14 protein-coding genes are annotated in these 22,195 nt (G+C 65.5%); 9 read left to right on the top strand and 5 right to left on the bottom strand.

The window, feature by feature from the left end:
• Positions 1 to 262: 262 nt before the first annotated feature.
• Complete coding sequence (locus V6M50_RS03245; protein ID WP_332817099.1) at positions 263 to 3,340, top strand: TonB-dependent receptor domain-containing protein; 3,078 nt, start codon at positions 263 to 265, stop codon at positions 3,338 to 3,340.
• Positions 3,341 to 3,425: 85 nt separating this feature from the next.
• Here V6M50_RS03245 and V6M50_RS03250 read toward each other — a convergent pair whose 3' ends face one another.
• The gene (locus V6M50_RS03250) at positions 3,426 to 4,451 is read right to left on the bottom strand and encodes a hypothetical protein (protein ID WP_332817100.1); all 1,026 of its coding nucleotides are present in this window, start codon (positions 4,449 to 4,451) and stop codon (positions 3,426 to 3,428) included.
• 43 nt (positions 4,452 to 4,494) lie between these two features.
• Here V6M50_RS03250 and V6M50_RS03255 point away from each other — a divergent pair, with 43 nt between their 5' ends.
• From V6M50_RS03255 to V6M50_RS03270, 4 genes are all read left to right on the top strand, one after another.
• Positions 4,495 to 5,679, top strand: a complete 1,185-nt coding sequence (locus V6M50_RS03255; protein WP_332817101.1) for an aspartyl/asparaginyl beta-hydroxylase domain-containing protein — start codon at positions 4,495 to 4,497, stop codon at positions 5,677 to 5,679.
• Between the two features lie 119 nt (positions 5,680 to 5,798).
• Positions 5,799 to 6,131, top strand: a complete 333-nt coding sequence (locus V6M50_RS03260; protein WP_332817102.1) for a hypothetical protein — start codon at positions 5,799 to 5,801, stop codon at positions 6,129 to 6,131.
• A 49-nt stretch (positions 6,132 to 6,180) separates the two neighbouring features.
• Complete coding sequence (locus V6M50_RS03265) at positions 6,181 to 6,519, top strand: hypothetical protein (RefSeq protein WP_332817103.1); 339 nt, start codon at positions 6,181 to 6,183, stop codon at positions 6,517 to 6,519.
• 12 nt (positions 6,520 to 6,531) lie between these two features.
• Positions 6,532 to 6,864 carry a hypothetical protein gene (locus V6M50_RS03270; protein WP_332817104.1) on the top strand — a complete coding sequence of 111 codons (333 nt, stop codon included), beginning with the start codon at positions 6,532 to 6,534 and terminating at the stop codon, positions 6,862 to 6,864.
• 134 nt (positions 6,865 to 6,998) lie between these two features.
• On the opposite strand, the gene clpB is transcribed toward V6M50_RS03270, so the two are convergent.
• Together clpB and V6M50_RS03280 are read right to left on the bottom strand one after the other, a co-directional pair.
• Entirely contained in the window at positions 6,999 to 9,578 is a 2,580-nt protein-coding gene (gene clpB / locus V6M50_RS03275; RefSeq protein WP_332817105.1) for an ATP-dependent chaperone ClpB, read from the bottom strand.
• A gap of 78 nt (positions 9,579 to 9,656) precedes the next feature.
• Positions 9,657 to 11,231 carry a leucyl aminopeptidase gene (locus tag V6M50_RS03280; protein WP_332817106.1) on the bottom strand — a complete coding sequence of 525 codons (1,575 nt, stop codon included), beginning with the start codon at positions 11,229 to 11,231 and terminating at the stop codon, positions 9,657 to 9,659.
• A gap of 150 nt (positions 11,232 to 11,381) precedes the next feature.
• On the opposite strand from V6M50_RS03280, the gene V6M50_RS03285 reads away from it, so the two are divergent.
• The 4 genes from V6M50_RS03285 to V6M50_RS03300 all read left to right on the top strand — a co-directional run bounded on the left by V6M50_RS03285 (position 11,382) and on the right by V6M50_RS03300 (position 18,225).
• Complete coding sequence (locus tag V6M50_RS03285; protein WP_332817107.1) at positions 11,382 to 13,538, top strand: acylase; 2,157 nt, start codon at positions 11,382 to 11,384, stop codon at positions 13,536 to 13,538.
• Positions 13,539 to 13,633: 95 nt separating this feature from the next.
• Positions 13,634 to 16,519: a M16 family metallopeptidase gene (locus tag V6M50_RS03290; RefSeq protein ID WP_332817108.1), complete on the top strand. Its 2,886-nt coding sequence runs from the start codon at positions 13,634 to 13,636 to the stop codon at positions 16,517 to 16,519.
• A gap of 26 nt (positions 16,520 to 16,545) precedes the next feature.
• Complete coding sequence (locus tag V6M50_RS03295) at positions 16,546 to 16,848, top strand: hypothetical protein (protein WP_332817109.1); 303 nt, start codon at positions 16,546 to 16,548, stop codon at positions 16,846 to 16,848.
• 132 nt (positions 16,849 to 16,980) lie between these two features.
• Positions 16,981 to 18,225: a multidrug effflux MFS transporter gene (locus tag V6M50_RS03300; protein WP_332817110.1), complete on the top strand. Its 1,245-nt coding sequence runs from the start codon at positions 16,981 to 16,983 to the stop codon at positions 18,223 to 18,225.
• 42 nt (positions 18,226 to 18,267) lie between these two features.
• On the opposite strand, the gene V6M50_RS03305 is transcribed toward V6M50_RS03300, so the two are convergent.
• Positions 18,268 to 19,806 (bottom strand): amino acid permease, encoded by a 1,539-nt coding sequence (locus V6M50_RS03305; RefSeq protein ID WP_332817111.1) that lies wholly within the window; start codon positions 19,804 to 19,806, stop codon positions 18,268 to 18,270.
• 103 nt (positions 19,807 to 19,909) lie between these two features.
• Complete coding sequence (gene pbpC / locus V6M50_RS03310) at positions 19,910 to 22,054, bottom strand: penicillin-binding protein 1C (protein ID WP_332817112.1); 2,145 nt, start codon at positions 22,052 to 22,054, stop codon at positions 19,910 to 19,912.
• Positions 22,055 to 22,195: the final 141 nt, after the last annotated feature.

Genomic DNA, 22,195 nt, shown 5'->3' on the forward strand with positions numbered 1-22,195 from the left:
GCGGACCGCGCCCGAATTCGTAACCGATGAAACAAAATGTCGCAAATGCGGCGCTGCAGCATATTGTATTTCGCCGAATCCCGCGGTTGTTGCAAATACGTCACAATGGGTTTTGAAACGACGGAAAGCGGGGGGAATTTCCTTTACTCCAGATGAACCAACGGTCATCCCGCACGCTATCGGGGTGTCTATGCGTCGGCTGTCGAGCCGTCGCGTCGGGGGCCCGGGTATCTTTTATCACTCAGTAGCAAGGGACTGCACTGTGAAGAAAACCCAATATTCCAAGCTGAAGCTGGGCGCTGCGCCGTTCGTGATGAGCGTCGCCCTGGTTTCGGCTCCTGCCTATGCGCAGGACGCCGCCGAAACGACGGCCGAGGCGCCGGGCGGCGAAATCGTCGTCACCGGTACGCTGATCCGCAACCCGAACCTCGAACAGTCGACCCCGGTCAACGTGACCACGTCGGACGCGATCGAACTGAAGCAGTCGAACGTCGCCGAAGAAGTCCTGCGCGAAATGCCCGGCGTCGTCCCGAACATGGGTTCGGCCGTCAACAACGGCAACACCGGCGGCTCGTACGTCGATCTTCGCGGCCTCGGCTCGACCCGTAACATCGTCCTCCTGAACGGCAACCGCGTCGCTCCGTCGGACGTCAACGGCCGCGTCGACCTCAACAACATCCCGCTGGCCCTGATCGAGCGCGTCGACGCGCTGACCGGCGCCGCGGTGACCACCTATGGTGCCGATGCCATCACCGGCGTGGTGAACTTCATCACCAAGCGCGATTTCGCGGGTCTGGAAGTCTCGGCTTCGGAACAGATCACCGAACAGGGCGACGGCAACGTCTTCCGCGTCGACGCCACCATCGGCGCGAACTTCGACGATGGCCGCGGTAATGCCGTGCTGAGCATCGGTTACCAGCAGGCTGACCCCGTCTACCAGGGTGCGCGTCCGTTCTCGGAAAACACCCTCGACAGCTATTCGGACACATTCATCGGCTCGGGCACGTCGGTTCCGTCGCGTTTCTCGGGCACCCGCCCGCTGAACCCCGATGGCACGGTGAACACCGATCCGACGGTCGCCAACGGCGGCCTGCGCCAGGTCAACGCCGCCGGCCAGGGCGTCGGCACCTTCGCAACCTACAACTTCAACCCGTTCAACATCTTCCAGACGCCGTTCCAGCGCTATAACATCTATGGCCAGGCGAACTATGAAGTGTCGGACGCGATCGAAGTCTATGCGCGCGGCATGTTCTCGAAGAACAAGGTGTCGACGATCATCGCACCGTCGGGTTCGTTCGGCGGCACCGTTACGGTCAACCTGAACAACCCGTATCTGCCCGCCACGCTGCGCAACCAGTTCTGCGCGTTCAACACGTCGACCGTTGCCGGCACCTACACGCCGCGCTTCACGCCGGGTGAATGTACCGCAGCTGCCGCCGCGACCGGCCGCACCGATGCAGCCTATCGCGAAGTCACCGTCACGCTGAACCGCCGTACCCCCGAAGTCGGCCCGCGCATCAGCGATTATCAGACGACCTTCTTCGACTATCGCGTCGGCGCGCGTGGCGGCATTACCGACACGATCGACTGGAACATCGAAGGCGCCTATGGCGAATCCGAAAATATCCAGACGATCCAGAACTACACGCTGCAATCGCGCTTCCGCGAAGCGTCGCTGGCCAATAACACGACCACTTGCCAGAGCGGCAACGCGGCCTGCGTTCCCGTCAATATCTTTGGCCCCGAAGGCTCGATCACGGGTCCGATGGCCGACTTCCTGACGGAAAACAGCTCGTCGACCAACCGCACCACGCTGTCGCAGGTTCGCGCGATCGTCTCGGGCGACCTTGGCTTCGCTTCGCCGATGGCGGTGCAGCCGATCGGCTTCGCGCTGGGCGGCGAGTTCCGCAGCTATACCGCGCAACAGGCGTCGGATCTTCTCGCCAAGACCCCGGGTGAACTCGGCGGTGCCGGCGGTGCGGCTCCCGACATCGACGGTGCTTATGATGTCTATGAGGCTTATGCCGAAATCGTCGCGCCGCTCGTCGAAGACAAGCCCTTCTTCGAAAGCCTGACGCTCGAAGCCGGTATCCGTTATTCGGATTACAGCATCAAGGGCGCCGGTGGTTACAACACCACCACCTGGAAAGCCGGCGGCAGCTGGGAACCGGGTGCGGGCGTCAAGATCCGCGGTAACTACAGCCGCGCGGTCCGCGCGCCGAACATCGGCGAACTGTTCACGCCGACCTCGGTTGGCCTGACCAACCTGGGTATCGATCCCTGCGCCGGCGCTGCTCCGGTCGGGAACGCCGCCTTGCGCGCGGTCTGTCTTGCTCAGGGCGCTCCGGTGGGTACGATCGGCTCGATCACCAACCCGACCGCGGCTCAGGCTAATATCACCACCGGTGGTAACCTGAACCTGAAGCCCGAAAAGGCCGATACCTGGACGTTGGGCCTAGTGTTCCAGCCCGACTTCCTGCCGCGCTTCAACCTGTCGGTCGACTATTACAACATCAAGATCGAAGACGTGTTGGGCGTGCCGCTTCCGGGCGACATCATCGCGGCCTGTTTCGACGACCTCGACGCCACCAGCGCGGCTTGTACGTCGATCCGTCGTAACCCGATCACCGGCGGCCTCGACGGCGATCCGGCGACGACGCCGGGCCTGTTCGGCACCACGAACAACCAGGGCCGCCTGTTCACCGACGGTGTCGACCTCTTGATGAACTACAACATGGATCTGGGCTTCGCGAGCCTCGACTGGTCGTTCGTCGGCAACTGGACGCGCAGCTCGAAGTTCAAGGCGAACGCGGCCGATCCTGCTTCGCTGAATCGCGAATGCGTCGGCTACTACAGCGTCAACTGCTCGTTCACCGGCTCGATCCAGCCCGAACTCCAGTTCTCGAACCGCTTCACGCTCGGCTTTGACAAGGTCGACCTGTCGCTGCTGTGGCGCTGGCAGGATAGCGTGTCGTTCGAACCGGCGCAGCTCGAAGCCGATCGTGCCGCTGCCGACGCAGCGAACCGCAATGGTGCGGGCGTCCTTCTGCCGCTCGCGGACCAGGGTTGCCCCGACTTCGACGGTGCCGATCCGGGTGCTTGCGTCGTCGATCCGAGGTTCCGCAAGATCAAGGCGGCGCATTATTTCGACCTGACCGCGCGCTTCAACGTCAGCGACAATCTGACGTTCACCGCGACCGTCCAGAACCTGCTCGACAAGAAGCCGCCGCTCGTCGGCAACACGATCGGTTCGACCACCTACAACAGCGGCAACACCTTCCCTGCGTCCTACGATGCGCTGGGCCGCCGTTATGCGGTGTCGGCAAAGCTGAAGTTCTAGTCACTTCACGCTTCGGCAAGAATTGGGGGCGGACAGCAATGTCCGCCCCTTTTTCTATGGGATGACGGAAGTTTGAATATGCGGCTTAGCGGATGAGCATCGGTCGCGGCAGGGCAAGCGGAATGCCGGCCCGATCGGCGACGACCTCGGCCCAGCCGACCACCTGGTCGATTTCCTCGCCATAGGCGGTTTCGGCGACGCCAAGGTCGCGCTGCCGTTCGCCGGCGGCAAAGGGCGCGCCCGATTTGCTGTTCCGGCCAAGCGCGGGATGCTCGGCGATGGCGGCGCGGTCGCTCGCCAGACCCAGATGATCCATCGCCGCACTGACCGCCGCTACGGGATCGGCGGTCAGTGCTTCGCTGTCGAGCGACGCGATCCGGTCGGGCGCCCAGCCGAGCAACGCGGCAAAGGCCTGTTGCTGTGCGAGCCAGCCAACCGCCGCGACCTGCAGGTCCGACTGGCGGAAATAATCGCGTGCTTCGAAGCCCAGCTGGACATAGCCATCAGCCAGATAGCCCTCGAGCAGCTCACGGCACCACAGCCGACACCACATACCCTTGCGCGCGACCGACAACAGGAAGGCGCGCAGCGGCGCATGGAGCAGGATCGCCCGCGCCTCGGGCCGCAGCATCAGCGCGCCGCGGGCGAGCGGGTTGAAGATGTTCGACGGTTTGATGACCACCGCCTCCCCCGCCGCGAAGCCGCGCTCCAGCATGGCTAGCGCATCGTCCATGACCCGCCCATGCGCACGCGACTCCGCGCCGCGCCGCCGCCATCCGACCATGTCGTTGAGCAAAACCGGCTCGGATAGGCTGGTCGCGACGCCCGGTTGATCGAGGGCCTGCGCGAGCATCGTCGATGCGCAATAGGCCGAATGAAAGAGGAAATGGACAGGCGCACGCGCCTCGCCCGGCGCCTCGCGGCAGTCGGTGCGGCGCAGCACGACCGGCGCCACCTCTTCGCCCAGATGCAAATCGGTCAGAAAGGGCACGCCGCCGCGGACGGCGCGCGGGACGCGGCGGAAATGGAATGCGTCGTGCCCCGGATCATAACGATGCGCGAGCCATTCGGCGTCGTCGATGATGGCGGTCACGGGGGGCGCGGCGGTCATCAATCGACCTTGCCGATTGCCCCTGCCGATGGCAAGCATGGCCATGACCAGCTCACCTCCACCCGCCTCGGCCGTCGAGGCCAACCGGTTCGGGATTGCCGCGTTGCAGGCCGGCGATGCCGAGGCCGCAACCCGGCATTTCACCGCGGCAATTGCGGGCGACCCGCAATCGGGCGCCTTGCAGCGCAACCTCGCTTCTGCATGGCGCGCGCTCGGGGACGATGCGCGCGAGCTTGCCGCGCTCGACGCCGCGCTTGCGATCGACCGCCGCGACCTCATCGCGTGGATCCGCAAGGCGGAGCGGCACGAGGCGCAGGGCGACAAGGGCGCCGCGCTGGCGGCCTGGAGTGCCGCCGTTGCACTCGGCGCGCAGCTGGGCCCCGCCCCGCCGGCGCTCCAACCGTTACTGGCGCATGGGCAGGCGTTTGTCATCGGGGCCACCGACGCCATGTTCGCGGCGGCATCGGATGCCTTCGGATCGATCCGCGACGATCTCTCCGAAACCGAGGCCCGCCGCGGCGAGGCTTTCATCGCGAGCGCGCTCGGCCGTCGCCGTATCTATCAGAATGAATGTGCGGGCATTTATTACCCCTTCCTGCCTGCCGACGAATTTTTCGATCGGGGTCATTTCCCCTGGCTGGCCGAAATCGAGGCACAGACGGGAGCGATCCGCGCCGAGCTGCAGGCGCTGCTGGGCGATCCCGGGGAGGCGCTCCGGCCCTATGTGCGGATGGAGGCGGGGACGCCCGATTCGATCTGGTCGGGGCTCGACAACCAGCTTGACTGGGGCGCCTGCTTCCTCTGGGAATATGGCGAGCCGAACCAGCTGGTGCTCGATCGCTGCCCCGCCACTGCCGCCGCGCTCGCGGCGATCCCGGGTGCGCGCATCCCGGGCCGCGCGCCCAGCGCCTTCTTTTCGATGCTGAAGCCCCACACCCGCATCCCGCCGCACACCGGGGTCACCAACACGCGGGCGATCGTCCATCTTCCGCTGATCGTCCCGCCGAACTGCGGCTTTCGCGTCGGCGGCGAAACGCGCATATGGGAGGAAGGCCGGGCCTTCGTGTTCGACGATACGATCGAGCATGAGGCGTGGAACGACAGCGACGACCTGCGCGCGGTGCTGATCTTCGACGTGTGGAACCCGCATTTGAGCGCGCGCGAGCGCGACCTTTTGCTGCGTTATTTTGCGTCGGCCGACGCGTCGGGATATGCGGTGCCGCGCTAGGCCTAGCGTCGCTTGGTATCCGTTTGTCACCGGACGAAATTCAGCTTTGCGAAAGGCCTCTTGCCAAATATGATGCCGGTCATGAGGCTGCGGGCGATGCCCGCGGTAGGAGGATTTTCATGAACCATATTATGCCTGCATTTTTCGCAGCAGCCTTGCTGGCTGCGCCGGCCGCCTTCGCGGCCGAAGGAACCACCGCTACCGATCGCGCGCCGCCGTCGCAGCCACCCTCGGCGATGACGCCGACCGAGATCAAGGCGTATAACGAGGGGCTCGCCCAGACCCATCCCTATTATATCAAGTGCCGCAAAACGCTGGAAATCGGCTCGCTCGTGAAGAAGAACCGCGTTTGCTACACGAATGAAAAGTGGAAAGAGGTATCGCACAAGGGCAACCTCGACGCCCGCGATACGGCCGAAGCCATGCAGAGCAAGGCGGGCAATTCCAACTGATTGCCCACCGGTCGATGATGGGAGGCATATGATGCGTAATGCAGCAATTATGACCCTGTTGATGGGCGTGTCGGCGACCACTGTCGTCGCCGCCAACGAAACCGAAGCGCCACTCGCCCGCGCGGCATCCGACATGTCCGGTGCGGAAATCGACGCTTATAACCAGGGTCGCCCGATGAGCGATCCCGGCTATATCCGGTGCCGCCGGATCGAGCAGATCGGTTCGCTGGTCAAGAAGTTGCGCGTCTGCAACACCAACGCCGACTGGAAGCGCCTATCGGACAAGGGCAACCAGGATGCACGCGATTCGATGGAAGTGATCGCGCGGGGCTGGAGCAACTCGCAAGAACCCCAGGATCAGGTCATGCAGCAGATCCGGCCCCAATAGAAAGGCCCTCCGATGTCGCCGATACTCATCATGCTGGCTTTCCTTGCCGCGTCGCCATCGCCCGCCGCGCCAGACCCCGCGGACCGCACCGCGCCCGATCGTCCGCCGTCGACGATGACGAGCAGCGAGATCAAGGCGCATAACGAGGGGCTGCCGATGACCCACCCCTATTATGTCAAATGCCGCAAGATCGAGGAAATCGGCTCGCTCGTGAAGAAAGCGCGCGTTTGCCACACCAACGAGCAGTGGAAGCAATTGTGGGTGCAGGGCAACCAGGATTCGCGCGACACGATGGACGCGATGGCGAGCAAGGCGGGCGACTGCCGCGCGACCGGGACTTGCTGACGTAATTTCATTTCCGCCTTGCGGAAACGCGCGGCACCGGCCCGCTCCCCCACCCAGCCTCCCATAGGATAAACTCGATTGGGAGGCCGGGTGGGGGAGCGGGCCGGTGCCGCCTCGCCATCAGGCGAATGGTTTTACGCCGAGGTCAGCTTCAAGGCCCCGTCGCCTTCGTCGACCTTGATCGTCGACCCGTCCTTGACCTCGCCTTTCAGGATCAAATCCGCGAGCGGGTCTTGCAGATATTTCTGCACCGCGCGCTTCAGCGGCCTGGCGCCATAGACGGGATCGTAACCGACGCGGCCGAGCCATGCGCGCGCCGCATCGGTGAGGTCGAGCGTGACCTTGCGGTCGGCGAGCAGTTTCTGCACGCGCGCGACCTGGATGTCGACGATGCCGCCCATATGCTGCTGCGCCAGCCGGTTGAAGAGCACGATCTCGTCGAGCCGGTTGAGGAATTCGGGCCGGAAATGGGCGCGGACGACTTCCATCACCGCGGGCTCGGCCTGTTCGACCGGCGCATCGTCGGGAAGCGCCGCGATCGCCTGGCTGCCGAGGTTCGAGGTCAGGATGATCAGCGTGTTGGTGAAATCGACCGTGCGGCCCTGCCCGTCGGTGAGGCGTCCGTCGTCGAGCACCTGCAGCAGGATGTTGAAGACGTCGGCATGCGCTTTCTCGACCTCGTCGAATAGCACGACCTGATAGGGGCGGCGGCGCACCGCTTCGGTGAGCGTGCCGCCCTCTTCATAGCCGACATAACCCGGAGGCGCGCCGACGAGGCGCGCAACGCTGTGCTTTTCCATGAATTCGGACATGTCGATGCGGACCATCGCATTGTCGTCGTCGAACAGGAAGCGCGCGAGCGCCTTGGTGAGTTCGGTCTTGCCGACCCCCGTCGGGCCGAGGAACAGGAAGGAGCCCAGTGGGCGGTTGGGGTCCTGCAAGCCCGCCCGCGACCGGCGCACCGCCGTCGATACCGCGTGCACGGCGTGGTCCTGGCCGATCACCTGCCTGGCAATCGTCGGTTCCATCGCCAGCAGTTTCTCGCGTTCGCCCGCCAGCATCCGGTCGACGGGGATGCCGGTCCATTTGCTGACCACCGCGGCGATGTCGTCGGCGGTGACTTCCTCACGCAGCATCGCGTTGCCGGCGATCGCCTGCGCCTCTTCGAGCTGCTTTTCGAGGCCCGGGATGGTGCCGTAGCTGAGCTCGCCCGCCTTCGCGAGATCGCCCGCGCGCTGTGCCTGGTCGAGCGCGTTGCGTGCGGCGTCGAGCGCTTCCTTGATCTTGGCCTCGGCGTGGATCTTGTCCTTTTCGGCTTGCCACTTCTGCGTGACCTCGGCCGACTGCTGTTCGAGATTGGCGAGGTCGGACTGCAAGGTCGCGAGCCGATCCTTCGATGCGGCGTCGCTTTCCTTGCCGAGCGCCGACTCCTCGATCTTCATCTGGATGATGCGGCGGTCGAGCGTCTCGATCTCTTCGGGCTTCGATTCGACCTCCATGCGGATGCGGCTCGCGGCCTCGTCCATCAGGTCGATCGCCTTGTCGGGCAGGAAGCGGTCGGAGATATAGCGGTTCGACAGCGTCGCCGCGGCGACGATCGCGCCGTCGGTGATCCGCACGCCGTGGTGCAGCTCATATTTCTCTTTCAGCCCGCGCAGGATCGAGATCGAATCCTCGACCGTCGGTTCGCCGACGAACACCGGCTGGAAGCGCCGCTGGAGCGCGGGGTCCTTTTCGACATGCTTGCGATATTCGTCCAGCGTCGTCGCGCCGATGCAATGGAGCTCGCCGCGCGCAAGCGCGGGCTTCAAAAGGTTCGAGGCGTCCATCGCGCCCTCGCCCTTGCCGGCGCCGACGAGCGTGTGCATCTCGTCGATGAACAGGATGATCTCGCCCTCGGCGGCTTTCACATCGTCGAGCACGCCCTTCAGGCGTTCCTCGAATTCGCCGCGATATTTGGCACCTGCAATCAGCGCGCCCATGTCGAGCGACAGCAAGCGGCGGTCCTTCAGGCTGTCGGGGACGTCGCCATTGGTGATACGCAGCGCGAGCCCTTCGGCGATCGCGGTCTTGCCGACCCCGGGTTCGCCGATCAGCACCGGGTTGTTCTTGGTGCGGCGCGCGAGAATCTGGATGGTGCGGCGGATTTCCTCATCGCGCCCGATCACGGGGTCGAGCTTGCCCTCGCGCGCGACTTCGGTGAGGTCGCGGGCGAATTTCTTGAGCGCTTCGTAGCGGTCTTCGGCCGAGGCGGTGTCGGCCGAACGACCGCCGCGCAGGTCGTTGATCGCAGAGTTAAGGGCATCGGCCTTGACGCCCGCATCGGCGAAGGCCTTGCCGACCGGCGTTCCGGTCGAAAGCACCATCGCGAGCAGCAGCCGCTCGACGGTGACATAGCCGTCGCCGGCTTTGGTAGCGACCTGTTCGGCCTGGTCGAGCAAGCGCACGGCGTCATTGTCGAGCCCCGGTGTTGCTTGCGCTCCCGAGCCCGACACGGCGGGGACCTTCGCAAGCAGCGCGTCGATGCCTTGCACCGCGCGCGCAGCGTCGCCACCGCTCTTCGCGATGAGGCCCGCGGCCATGCCCTCATTGTCTTCGAGCAGCGCCTTGGCGATATGTTCAGGGCTGATCCGCTGATGGTTCATACGGATCGCGATCGTCTGCGCCGCCTGCAGGAAACCCTTGGCGCGGTCGGTAAATTTTTCGAGGTTCATTCAGAAAGCCCCTTTCTCGCCGAGCAAGATAGTGTTGCCATTTGGCAACACAAGGGGCCTTCCAAGGTTCCGCAACGTCTATTCGCCGGACCGGGCCAATTGGTCGAGCAAGCGCACGCCGAAGCCGCTCATGCCCTTGGGGACGAGCGAGGTTGCCTTGTCGGCCTGATTCACCCCGGCAATGTCGAGATGCGCCCACGGCGTGGCCTCGTCGACGAAGAAACCGATGACATGCGCGCCGAGGCTGGCGCCCGGACCCTGGCTCGGGGCGATGTTGCGGATGTCGGCAATGTCTGACTTGAGCTTCTCGGCATAATTTTTGTGGAGCGGCATGCGCCACAATTCCTCGCCGCTGGCGGCCCCGGCGGCGAGCAATGCCGCCGCGAGTTTTTCGTCGCGGGCGAACAGCCCCGCATATTGATCATCGAGTGCGCCGACGATCGCGCCGGTGAGCGTCGCGATGTTGACGATCGCGCGCGGTTTATAGGTCTGCGCGATATATTCATTTGCGTCGGCCAGGACGAGGCGGCCTTCGGCGTCGGCGTTGAGCATCTCGATCGTCTTGCCCGACATGGTGCGTGTGATGTCGCCAGGCCGCTGGGCATTGCCGTCGGGCATATTCTCGGCGAGCGCCGCGACCGCGACGACATGCACCGGTGCGCGCGACTTGGCGAGCGACAACGCGGCGCCGATCGCCGATGCGGCACCTGACATGTCACCCTTCATGTCCCACATGCCCGCGCCGGGCTTGAGCGAAATGCCCCCCGAATCGAAGGTGATGCCCTTGCCGATCAGCGCGAGCGGCGCGGCCGGGGCGCCCGCGCCGCGATAGCGCACCGCGAGCAGCCGCGAACCGCGCGGGCTGCCCTGGCCGACGCCGACGAGTGTACCCATGCCGAGCCTCCGCATCGCTGCTTCGTCGAGCACCTCGATGCTGACCCCGGGCGTATTGCCGAACGCCTCGCGCACACGCGCGACGAAGCTTTCGGGATAGACGACATTGGCGGGTTCGTTGGCGAGGTCGCGCGACAGGCGAACCCCGTCGGCGAGCGGCTTCCAGCGCCCGGCAAAGGCCGCTTCGGCGGCGGCGGGATTGGCCCCGACCAGCGTCACCGCGCCCGTCGGCGGCGCCTTTTTGTCGACGGTCTTGTAGCGGTCGAAGCGATATTGGCCGAGCGCGAATCCATAGGCGACATCGGCGGCGCTGGCATCGCCGAACGCGCCGGCGATCGCAACGGGATGCGCTTCGCTTTTGAGGTCTTGCGCGGCCTTGCCGCCCGCTTCGGCGAGCGCAAGCGAGGAGGGGGTCGGCCCCGTGCCGACGAGCAGGATACGCGGATGCGCCCCGATGCCGCGAAGCGACAGCGTCGATCCCGCCTTGCCATCGAAGCTTGCTGCTGCGATTGCCGCGGTCACCGCTTGCCGCTCGGCGGCGGTGACCACGATGCCATCGAGCGGCGGCAGCGCCGCGTCGGTCATCACCACGACGAGCGCCGCGCCCGCCGGCGCGCTCGCGGCAAAACCGATCGCGCGCTCGGCGCTGTTCGCGGCGGTCGCCGGAGCGACGCCCGAACCCGCCACGCCTTGCGCGAGGGCGGAAGGCGCCAGGGTGAATGTCAGGCAGGCGGCAAGGAGCAGGCTTTTCGTGCGCATGTTGGATATTCCCCGGTTTTTCAAATCTGGGTCCCTGCATAACCGCCCCGCGCCGGGCAGCAAATCCGGCTCGACGAACGACAGTCGCTTGCCATCGGACGACATGCCCGCCACATAGCCCTGCGGGCTAGGCGCGTAAGAGGACCAGAGATGCTACGACGGATTTTGCTGGGTTTTCTGCTGCTGCTCCTGCTCACCGCCGCATCGCTTGCGCTTTGGGAGCCGCTGACCGCCGAAGCGCCCGCGGCGCCGGCGTTCAAGCCCGCCGATGTCCGTATCGCGCGCGACAAGTTTGGCGTCCCGCATATCTTCGGAAAGACCGACGCCGACGTCGCCTATGGTGTGGCTTATGCGCACGCCGAGGATGATTTTTCGACGCTGCAGGAAGTGCTCGCGATGACGCGCGGGCGCGCCGGGGCGATGCTCGGCGCGGATGGCGCGAAGATCGACTATGCCGAAGCGCTGCTCGATGTGCGCGCGACGACCGTGCGCGACTGGCCGCGGCTTCCCGAGGATGTGAAAAAGCTCTTCACCGCCTATGCCGCGGGGCTCAACCATTATGCCGACAAGCACCCGGACGAGGTGCGCCTGTCGGGGCTGTTCCCCGTGACCGGCGAGGATGTCGTCGCGGGTTTCGTGCTGCGCTCGCCCTTCTTCTTCGGGCTCGATTCGGTTCTGGGTTCGCTCGTCGAGGACAAGCCGATCGGGCGCGAGGGCGGCCCGGCGCTCGACGCGACGGGCAAGATCATCCCGCGCGCCGACACGCCGGTCGGCAGCGATCCCGCCGACAATGGGTCGAACGGCATCGCGGTCGCGCCCAAGCGCTCGACCGACGGCGCGACGCGGCTCGTTTCCAATTCGCACCAGCCGTGGACCGGCGGCGTCGCCTGGTACGAACTGGTCGTCCATTCGGAAGAGGGTTGGGATTTCGCGGGCGCCAACTTCCCCGGCTCGCCCTATCCCTTCCTCGGCCACAATAAATTTCTCGGGTGGACGAACACGGTAAACCGGCCCGACCTGATCGACGTCTACAAGCTGACGCTCGACGACAGCGGCGAGAACTATCGTTTCGATGGCGCGTGGCGGCCGCTCGAGCAAAAGCGCATCTGGCTGAAGGTCAAGTTCGGGCCGTTCGTGCTGCCGGTGCCGCGTACCATCTATCGTTCGGTCCACGGGCCCGTGGTGAAGAATGAAAAGGGCGCCTTCGCGATCCGCTATGCGGGCATCGACCAGGCGAATATGGTCACCCAATATTATCGGCTCAACAAGGCGAAGAATTTTGCCGAATGGCGCGCCGCGATGGCGGGGCAGGGCGTGCCCGCGACCAATTTCATCTATGCCGATGCCAAGGGCAACATCGGCCTTTTCTATAATGCGATGTTCCCCGACCGCCAGCCGGGCTTCAACTGGCGCGGCGTGTTGCCCGGCGATACCTCGGCCACCCTATGGACCAAGACGCTGCCGTTCGACCGTGCGCCCGCGCTGGTCAATCCGCGCTCGGGCTATGTGATGAACGCCAACAACACGCCGTGGATCGCGGCGGGGCCGGGCGACGAGCTCGACGCCGCCGCTTTTTCACCGTTGCTGGGGGTCGAGGACGATATGACCAACCGCGCGACGCGGCTGATCACCTTGTTCGAGGCGTCGGGACAGATCGACGAGGCGCGGCTGAAAGCGATCAAATATGACACCGCCTATGCGAAGGCGGGCTACGCCAAGGCGTGGATGGACCGGCTGCTCGCGCTTGACGTGAAGGATGATCCCGCGCTGACCGAAGCGCAGAATCTGCTTCGTCGCTGGGACTGGAACCTCGACGGCAAGGGGAAGGGCGATGCGCTGGCGCTGATGCTGTTGCGCCCGGCGAACGGCAGCCATTACCAGCGCCGCGCCGGCCCCGATCCGCGCACCGTGCTGAAAGATACCGTGGTGCATCTCCAGGATCATTTCGGCGGGCTCGATCCGAAACTTGGCACCGTGCTGCGCCTGCGTCACGGCGAGGGTGCCTACCGCGTCGACCTGCCGCTCGACGGCGGCAACGACACGGTGCGCGCCTCGACTTTGTGGGACGCCGAGCCCGACGGGCGGCTGAAGGTACGTCACGGCGACAGCTTCATCATGTTCGTGACGTGGGACAAGGATGGCCGCGTGCGGTCGGAATCGATCCAGCCCTTTGGCGCCGCGACGACGCGGCCCGAGAGCCCCCATTACAACGATCAGGCGCCGCTGTTCGTGCGCCACAAGTTGAAGCCCGTGCTGTTCGATCCGGCGGCGCTGAAGGCGAGCGGAGCGCGCTTCTATCGGCCTTGAAAGCCGCAAATTGCTGTCCTAAACCATTGATACAGTGCCGCCCGGCACCCGGTCGTACGCGGGCATAAAGCCTGCGCCCGTACAAGAGGATATTCATGCCCCGTTTTCATCGCTTCGCTCTCGCTTTGGCGGTCACCACCTCGCTTGTCGCCGCGGGCCCCGCGCTCGCCAAGGCGAAGGCCGCGGGCCCGGCGCCGATCGTCGACCTGGTGAAGGCGGTCGATATTCCCTACGAAGCCTTCACCCTCGACAATGGGCTGCGCGTGATCGTGCACGAGGACCGCAAGGCGCCCGTCGTCGCGGTGTCGGTCTGGTATCGCGTCGGGTCGAAGCATGAGCCCAAGGGCAAGACGGGCTTTGCGCATCTGTTCGAACATCTGATGTTCAACGGGTCCGAAAATTCGCCGGGGGATTTCTTCGAACCGCTGCAACAGGTCGGCGCGACCGACAGCAACGGGACGACCAACGTCGACCGCACCAATTATTTCGAAACGGTGCCGACCGGCGCGCTCGACCGCGCGCTGTTCCTCGAAAGCGACCGCATGGGGCATCTGCTCGGCGCGGTGACGCAGGAGAAGCTCGATAACCAGCGCGGCGTCGTCCAGAATGAAAAGCGCCAGGGCGACAACAATCCCTATGGCCTGCTGCGCTACGAGATTTTCGAGAATCTCTTCCCCACCGGCCACCCCTATCACCACAGCACCATCGGCTCGATGGGCGACCTCAATTCGGCGAGCCTTGACGATGTGAAGAAGTGGTTCACCGACAATTACGGGCCGAACAACGCCGTGCTGGTGCTCGCGGGCGACGTCGACGTCGCGACCGCGAAAGCCAAGGCGCAGGAATGGTTCGGCGACATCGCGAGCGGTCCGGCGGTGCAGATGCCCGCCGTTCCGGTGCCGACCCTGCCCGCGCCGCTGGCGAAAGAGATCAAGGATCTGGTTCCGACGACGCGCATCTATCGCATGTGGGCAATCCCCGGCCTGAACGATCCCGAAGCGGTGCCGTTGCAGATGGCGATGAGCGTGCTCGGCGGCCTGTCGTCGTCGCGGCTCGACAATGCGCTGGTGCGCAAGGACCCGATCGCGGTCAGCGTTTCGGCGGGCGCACAGCCGTTCGAGGATGCGGGCATCCTGCTGGTGCAGGCCGATGTGAAGCAGGGCGTCGACCCGGCGCATGTCGCCAAGCGGCTCGACGAGGAAATCGCGAGCTTCCTCGCCAGCGGTCCGACCGCCGACGAGTTGCAGCGCACCGCCGCCAGCTATCTCGCCGGCACGATTTCGGGGCTGGAATCGGTCGGTGGTTTCGGCGGCAAGGCGGTGACGCTCGCCGAGGGCGCGCTCTATTCGAACAACCCCGGCTATTACAAGGTCGAGCTCGACCGGATGGCCAAGGCGACCCCCGCGCAGGTGAAGGCGGTCGCGAACAAATGGCTGTCGCGCCCGGCCTTCTCGCTGACCTATACCCCCGGCGAACGCACCGAAGGCGGCGAGAATCGCGGCGGCGCGGTGACGGACGGCAAGGTGACGGCACCGGTCCAGCCCGACCGTTACTGGAACCCCGCGCTGGGCGACATCGGCCCCGACACCGGGATCGGCGGGGCGGCGGCGTTCGCCGACCGTTCGCAATTGCCGGCGGTCGCCGACCTCACCGCGCTCGATTTCCCCGCGATCGAACGCACGAAGCTGAAAAACGGCGTCGAGGTCGTGTTCGCGCGCCGCACGACGGTGCCGACGGTCAATGTCGCGGTCAGCTTCGACGCCGGCTATGCCGCCGACCCGCATAGCGCACTCGGCACCCAGTCGCTGATGCTCAGCTTGATGGACGAGGGTACGACCAGCCTCGATTCGATCGCCTTTGCCGAGGCGAAGGAACGGCTGGGGGCGCAGATCGATGCGACCGCCAATGCCGACGAGACGGTGTTCAGCCTGTTCGCGCTGAAACCCAACCTTGGCGCCTCGCTCGGCCTGCTCGCCGATTATATCCGCAACCCCGCCTTCGATGCCAAGGAACTGGAGCGCGTCCGTGCGCAGCAGCTCAACCGGCTGAAGGCCGAGCTCAACAACCCGAGCGCGATCGCCTCGCGTGTGCTGATGCCGGTGCTTTATGGCGCCGACCATCCCTATGGCATCCCGCCCTCGGGGCTGGGCGACGCGAAATCGGTGGCGGCGGTGACGCAGGGCCAGCTTGCGGCCTTCCACGCCACATGGATACGTCCCGACAATGCGCGCGTCTTCGTGGTCGGCGATACGACGCTGGCCGAGGTGAAGAAGCAGCTCGACGCGACGCTGGGCCAGTGGAAGGCACCGGCAACGGCGAAACCGGTCAAGCATTTCGACATCGCGATCCCGGCACCGAAGCCGCGTATCCTGCTGTTCGACCGGCCCAAATCGCCGCAGTCGGTGATCCTCGCCGGCAAGGTACTGAGCGCCAAGGGCGGCGACGAGCTCGAGGTGCTGCGGTCGGCCAACGACATTTTCGGCGGCAATTTCCTGTCGCGGTTCAACACCAATTTGCGCGAAACCAAGGGCTGGTCCTATGGCGTGCGCAGCCGCATCTCGGGCGAGAAGGACCGGCTGACGTGGGTCGCCGCGGCTCCGGTGCAGGCCGACCGCACCGGCGATTCGATCAAGGAGCTGCAGAGCGACCTCAAGGGCTTCCTTGGCGACAAGGGGGTGACGAAGGACGAGCTCGAGCGCACGATCAACGGCAGCGTCCGCGAATTGCCCGGCAGCTTCGAAACCTCGGGCGACGTGCTTGGCGGCCTCAGGCAGATCGTGAAGTTCGGCCGCCCCGACAATTATTACGAGACGCTTCCCGCCACCTATGAAGCGATGACTGCGGCCGAAATCGACGCCGCGGCGCGGGGGGCGCTCAGCACCGACAATCTCGTCTATGTCGTCGTCGGCGATGCCACGGTCGTGAAACCGCAGCTTGACGGACTGGGCTTGCCTGTGGAAACGGTGTCTCCCGCTAACTAACACCAGTTTCAGTAAGGAGAGTTTCGATGTCTCAGGTCGATGGCAGCTATGATTGCGTTACCAAGTCGCCGATGGGCGACCAGAAATCGGTGTTCACGGTGAACAGCGACGGCGGCAGCTTCACCGGCCAGAATGCCGGCGCAATGGGTTCGCTCGACGTCGAAAATGGCAAGGTCGACGGCAACAAGCTGTCCTGGACGATGAACATGAAGGTGCCGATGCCGATGACGCTCGAATGCGAAGCGACGATCGACGGCGACGCGCTGACCGGCACGATCAAGGCCGGCGCCTTTGGGTCGATGGCGATGACCGGCACCCGCCAGGGCTAAGCCGTCCGTCACGAACAGCAAAGGGCCGTCCCCTCCCGACACGGGTTGGGGCGGCCCTTTTGCGTTGCATAGCAATGCCCTTTGGCTTGTGGGGCTATCCAAAGCGGCGACTTGGGGGCATAGGCATGTGCCATGCACAAACCGGCCCAATCCCCCCAGCGGAGCCTGCCGGGCGACCGTGAAATGGTGGTCATGATGGCGATGGTCATGGCGCTCAACGCGCTCGCCATCGACTCGATGCTGCCCGCACTCCCCGCGATCGGCGAGGGGCTGGGCGTTCTCGTTGCCAATGATCGGCAATATGTCATTTCGGTCTACCTGCTCGGCATCGGTTTCGGTTCGCTCTTCTATGGGCCGCTCGCCGACCGCTTCGGCCGCAAGGGCGTGCTGGTGCCCGCACTGCTCGCCTATGTGGTTTTCTCGATCGGCTGCGGGTTGGCGACGAGCTTTCCGATGCTGCTCGCGCTGCGTTTCGGGCACGGACTGATCGCCGCGGCGCTCGGGGTGATCGTCGTCGCGGTCATCCGCGACCTGTTCGCCGGCGATGCGATGGCCAAGCGGCTGTCGCTGATCTTTCTCGTCTTCATGATCGTGCCGATCATCGCCCCGACAATCGGCGCCGGGGTAGCGGCGATCGCGGGCTGGCGCGCGATCTTCATCGTCCTCGCCGTCATGGGCCTTGTCATGCTGTTCTGGCTCCGGCGCCTTCCCGAAACGCTCGAGCCCGGCGACGTGCGTCCGCTCGACTGGCGGACGATGGTCGCGGGCTGGGCGACGGTAACGCGCCATCGCCGCGCCGCGGGCTATATGATCGCGTCGGGGATGATGCAGGGCGCGCTTTACGGCTATCTCAACAGCAGCGAGCAGATCATCGCCGAGGTGTTCGACGCGCGCAGCTATTTTCCGCTCATCTTCGCCTGCGTCGCGGTGGGGATCGCGATCGCCAACTTCTCGAACGCGGCGATCGTCGAACGCTTCGGCGCGCGGCGCGTCTCGCAGACCGCGGTCTTTGCCTTCATGGCGACATCGATCGCGCAGATCCTCGTCGCGCTGAGCGGTGCCGAAACGCTGTGGATGTTCACCGCGCTGATGATGGCCAATGTCGGCCTGATCGGCTTCATCGGCAGCAATTTCGGGTCGATCGCGATGGAGGACTTCGGTCACATGGCGGGTGTCGCATCGTCGTACCAGAGCTTTGCCAAGACCTTGCTTGCGGCGACCGTCGGTGCCCTGATCGGCCAGCAATATGACGGGTCGACCTTGCCGCTCGCCTATGCCTTTCTGATCAGCGCCGTCGTCGGGCTGGCGCTGGTATATTGGGCCGAGCGCGGCAAGCTGTTCACGCGGCCGGGAACGGCACCCAAGTCCCCCTTCTGACCGACAGAAGAAAGGGGGCCGAAGCCCCCTTTCCCCTCATTCCTAGCTGAACGACGGCGCTGGCGGTACCGGCGGCGGCGGCGCGTCGGGATCGTCTTCGTGCACCTCGACATGCCCCAGCCCGACATGGCTGCGTGAGCGGCTGTAGGCGAAATAGACCACGAGGCCGATGGCTGCCCAGATCAGGAAGAGGTTGATGCTCTTCTGATCGAGGTTGAAGAAGAGGTAGAGGCAACCAAGGATCGCGATCGGCGCCGTGATATAGATCAGCGGCGTCTTGAACGGGCGTTTGCGGCCGGGATCGGTCTTGCGGATCACCATCACCGCGATCGACACCGCGGCAAAGGCAAAGAGCGTGCCCGAGTTCGAGATGTTCGCCAGCTGCCCCACCGGGAAGAAGGCTGCGAACAGCGCGACCGCGATGCCCGTGATGATCGTGATCACGTGCGGCGTTTTGAACTTCGGATGGATCTTCGAGAAAGACTGCGGCAGCAGGCCGTCACGGCTCATGACGAAGAAGATGCGGGTTTGGCCGAACATCATCATCAGGATGACCGAGGGCAGCGCCAGACCGGCAGCGAGGCCGATCAGATTGCCGATCTGTGGCCAGCCGATTTCACGCATCGTCCAGGCGAGCGCTTCCTTCGAACAGACCACCGCCTGATCGCCGATCGCACCGCAAGCGGCGGCGAGTTCGCGGCTGCCGGGTTCGAGCGCATGTGCACTCGCGGCGTCGATGCCAACCGGCTGCGCGCCGACCGATCCGATGACGCCCGCGGCGACGAGCAGATAGAAGATGGTGCAGATGGCGAGGCTGCCGATCAGCCCGATCGGCATGTTGCGCTGCGGATTCTTGGTTTCCTCGGCGGCGGTCGAGACCGCGTCGAAGCCGACATAGGCGAAGAAGATCGATGCGGCGGCGGCGCCGATGCCGCCGAAGCCGAGCGGCGCGAAGGGTTCGAAATTCTCCATGTTCATCACCGGCAGGGCGAGGATGACGAAGAGCGTCAGCGCGGCGACCTTGATGACGACGAGGAACGCGTTGACCGTTGCGGATTCGCGGGTGCCGATGACGAGCAGCAGGGTCACGAGCCCCGCGATGAACATCGCCGGCAGATTGATCATGCCGCCGTCGAACGGCCCGAGCACCAGCGTCGAGGGTATGTCTATGCTGAACGCATTTTCAATGAGGCCAACGACATAGCCCGACCAGCCGACCGAAACGGCGCCCGCAGCAACGGCATATTCGAGAATCAGCGCCCAGCCGACCATCCACGCGATCAGTTCGCCCATCACGGCATAGCTATAGGTGTAGGCCGAGCCCGAAACCGGGACCATCGATGCCATTTCGGCGTAGCAAAGCGCGGCAAAGGCGCATACGAAACCGGCGATGATGAAGCTGACCATCATGCCGGGGCCCGCCTTTTGCGCGGCTTCGGCGGTCAGCACGAAAATCCCGGTCCCGATGACGGCGCCGATCCCCAGCATCGTCAGCTGGAAAGCGCCGAGCGTGCGCGTAAGCGACTTTTTTTCCGCCGTCGCCAAAATGGCATCCAACGGCTTTACGCGGTCAAATAGCATAGTCTTCCCCTTGGGAGCGGCTGAACTGCCGCCCGTCTCATGGCGGGGCAGACTAGCCGCTCCGCGCGTCAGCGCAACTTAATTTCATGGGGTCTCGCGCCGTTTACCGTACGGTAAAGCGCACCCGGTCGATCATCCGCCCGCCCGGATCGACGAGCGCGAGCATATGGCTGCCGGGACGCGGCAAGATCTGCCCACCGGCATCGGCGTCGCCGAGCGGTTTTTTGTCGAGAATCAGACGGTATCCGGCGACCGCGCCGTTGACGGTGACTGCCAGCCGCTGGCGGTCGATCGGGATGTCTGGGTCGAGCGCATAGACGCTGCCGCTGACCGGGCTGGTGATGCGCGGCCGCCGCGCGGCTTGCGGCGCGGCGGCCATTTCGGTCTGCGCGGTGCCGCGGAGGAAATATTCGCGGCGCGGCGGCTCGCGCGTGCCGGGGAGCGCGATCTGGCGCGCCTCGACGCCCTCGGGCCTCGCGGGGGGCTTGCCGGGGCTGCCCGCGTGAAGCGCGAGCATCACGTCGCGCCACACCGGCGCCGCGCCCGAGGTTCCCGAGACCGCGCGCATCGAATCGCCCTCGAGATTGCCGACCCAGACGGCGACGGTGAAGCGGTCGGACCAGCCGATGCACCAATTGTCGCGCATGCCCTTCGAGGTGCCGGTCTTGGCGGCCGCCCAGAAGGGGAGGCGGAGCGCGCTGTCGGCGCCGAAGGCGTCGGTGCGCGCCGAGGCGTCGGCGAGGATGTCGCCGACGATGAAGGCGGCGGCGGGGTTGACGATTGTACGCGGATGTTGGCGAAGGTGCCGCGTAGCGATGTAGGTGACGGGCGACCACTTCCCCATATTTGCGAATGTTCTGAATGCGTTGGCTTGTTCGACGAGGGACACTTCGGCGGAGCCAAGTGCAAGGCTGAAGCCGTAATATTCGCCGTCCTCGACGAGGCCGTGGTAGCCGAGCGCCCAGAGGCGGTCGCGGAATTGCTGGACGTCGTCGATGACGAGCGCGCGGACTGCGGGGACGTTAAGCGAGCTGGCGAGTGCATGGCGGACGCTGACCGGCCCCTTGAAGCTGTGGTCGTAGTTTTTGGGGACGTAGAGGCCTGACGCTGTGTCGAGCTGGACCGGGCTGTCGTCGAGGATCGATGCGGCGGTGAGCCAGCCATGTTCGATCACTTGCGCGTAGAGATGCGGTTTCAGCGTCGAGCCTGCCTGCCGCCGCGCGTTCGCGCCATCGACCGATGCGGCGGTCGATTTGAGCCCGACGCCGCCGACATAGGCGAGCACTTCGCCGGTGGCATTGTCGAGCACGACGACCGCGCCGTCGCGCACGCGGTCGGAGCCGAGGCCCGCGAGCTGGCGGCGCAGCGCGACGATGGCGGCGGCCTGGATGCGGCGGTCGATGGTGGTGGTGACGCGCTTGCCGGGCTTGTCGAGCAGGCGGACCGCGAGGTGCGGGGCGAGCGCGGGGTCGAGCTGGGCGGCGCGCTCGCCGGAGACCAAAGTCGCGGCGGCCACGCGGATCGCGGTGCAATCCGTTACTTGAGCAGCGCGGCAGGCGCGGCGCCCGAGCGCCTCGGCGCTCGCGGCGGGGTTGGGGAGGAGGCCGGCGAAGAGCGCGGCGTCGGTGCGGTTCAGCTCGGCGGGCTTCTTGCCGAACAGGCTTTGCGCGCCCGCGCCGATGCCCTGCGCCTCGCCGCGCAAGGGCACGAGGTTGAAATAGGCCTCGAGCATTTGCTCGTGCGACCAGCTTGCCGCGAGCGCCTGTCCGGCGCGCATCTGGCGGATCTTGGTTCGCCAGTCGCGTTTGCCGGGCTGGGCAAGGCTCGGATCGAGAAAGGCGGCGAGCTGCATCGGCAGCGTCGAGGCGCCGCGCGAGCGGTCGCCGGTCCCCCCCATCGTCAGGCGCGCGCGGATCGCGCTGGCGATCGCAAGCCAGTCGACCCCGCCGTGCGACCAGAAGCGACGATCCTCGCTTTGCACGACGGCGCTGCGGACGGCGGGGCTGATCTCGTTCAGCGGCACCCACGCGAGGCGGCGGCGTTCGAAATTGACGCGCTCGCTGTCGAGCAGGCGGCCGGCGCGATCGTAGAGCCACGCTTCGCTCGGTTTCCAATCGGCGCGCACCTCGTCGAAGGCGGGCATCGCGGGCGGTCGCGTCGCGAGATGCGCGGCGGTGACGAGGACAAGCGCCGCGAGCGCAGCCCATGCCAGCGCATTAAACCAGCGCCGTTTGGGGATGCCAGCCATCGCTCGATCCTAGAAAGACGGTGGCGCGCGATGCCGCCCTATACTCCCCGCTTCCCCGAGCGAAGACGAGGGGCCAGGCCGAGCGAAGTCGAGGCTATGACATGGCGTTTGGGTTCTCGCTCCGCTCGAACGAACCCCTCG

Source organism: Sphingopyxis sp. (genome assembly GCF_036675685.1).
Classification (GTDB): domain Bacteria; phylum Pseudomonadota; class Alphaproteobacteria; order Sphingomonadales; family Sphingomonadaceae; genus Sphingopyxis.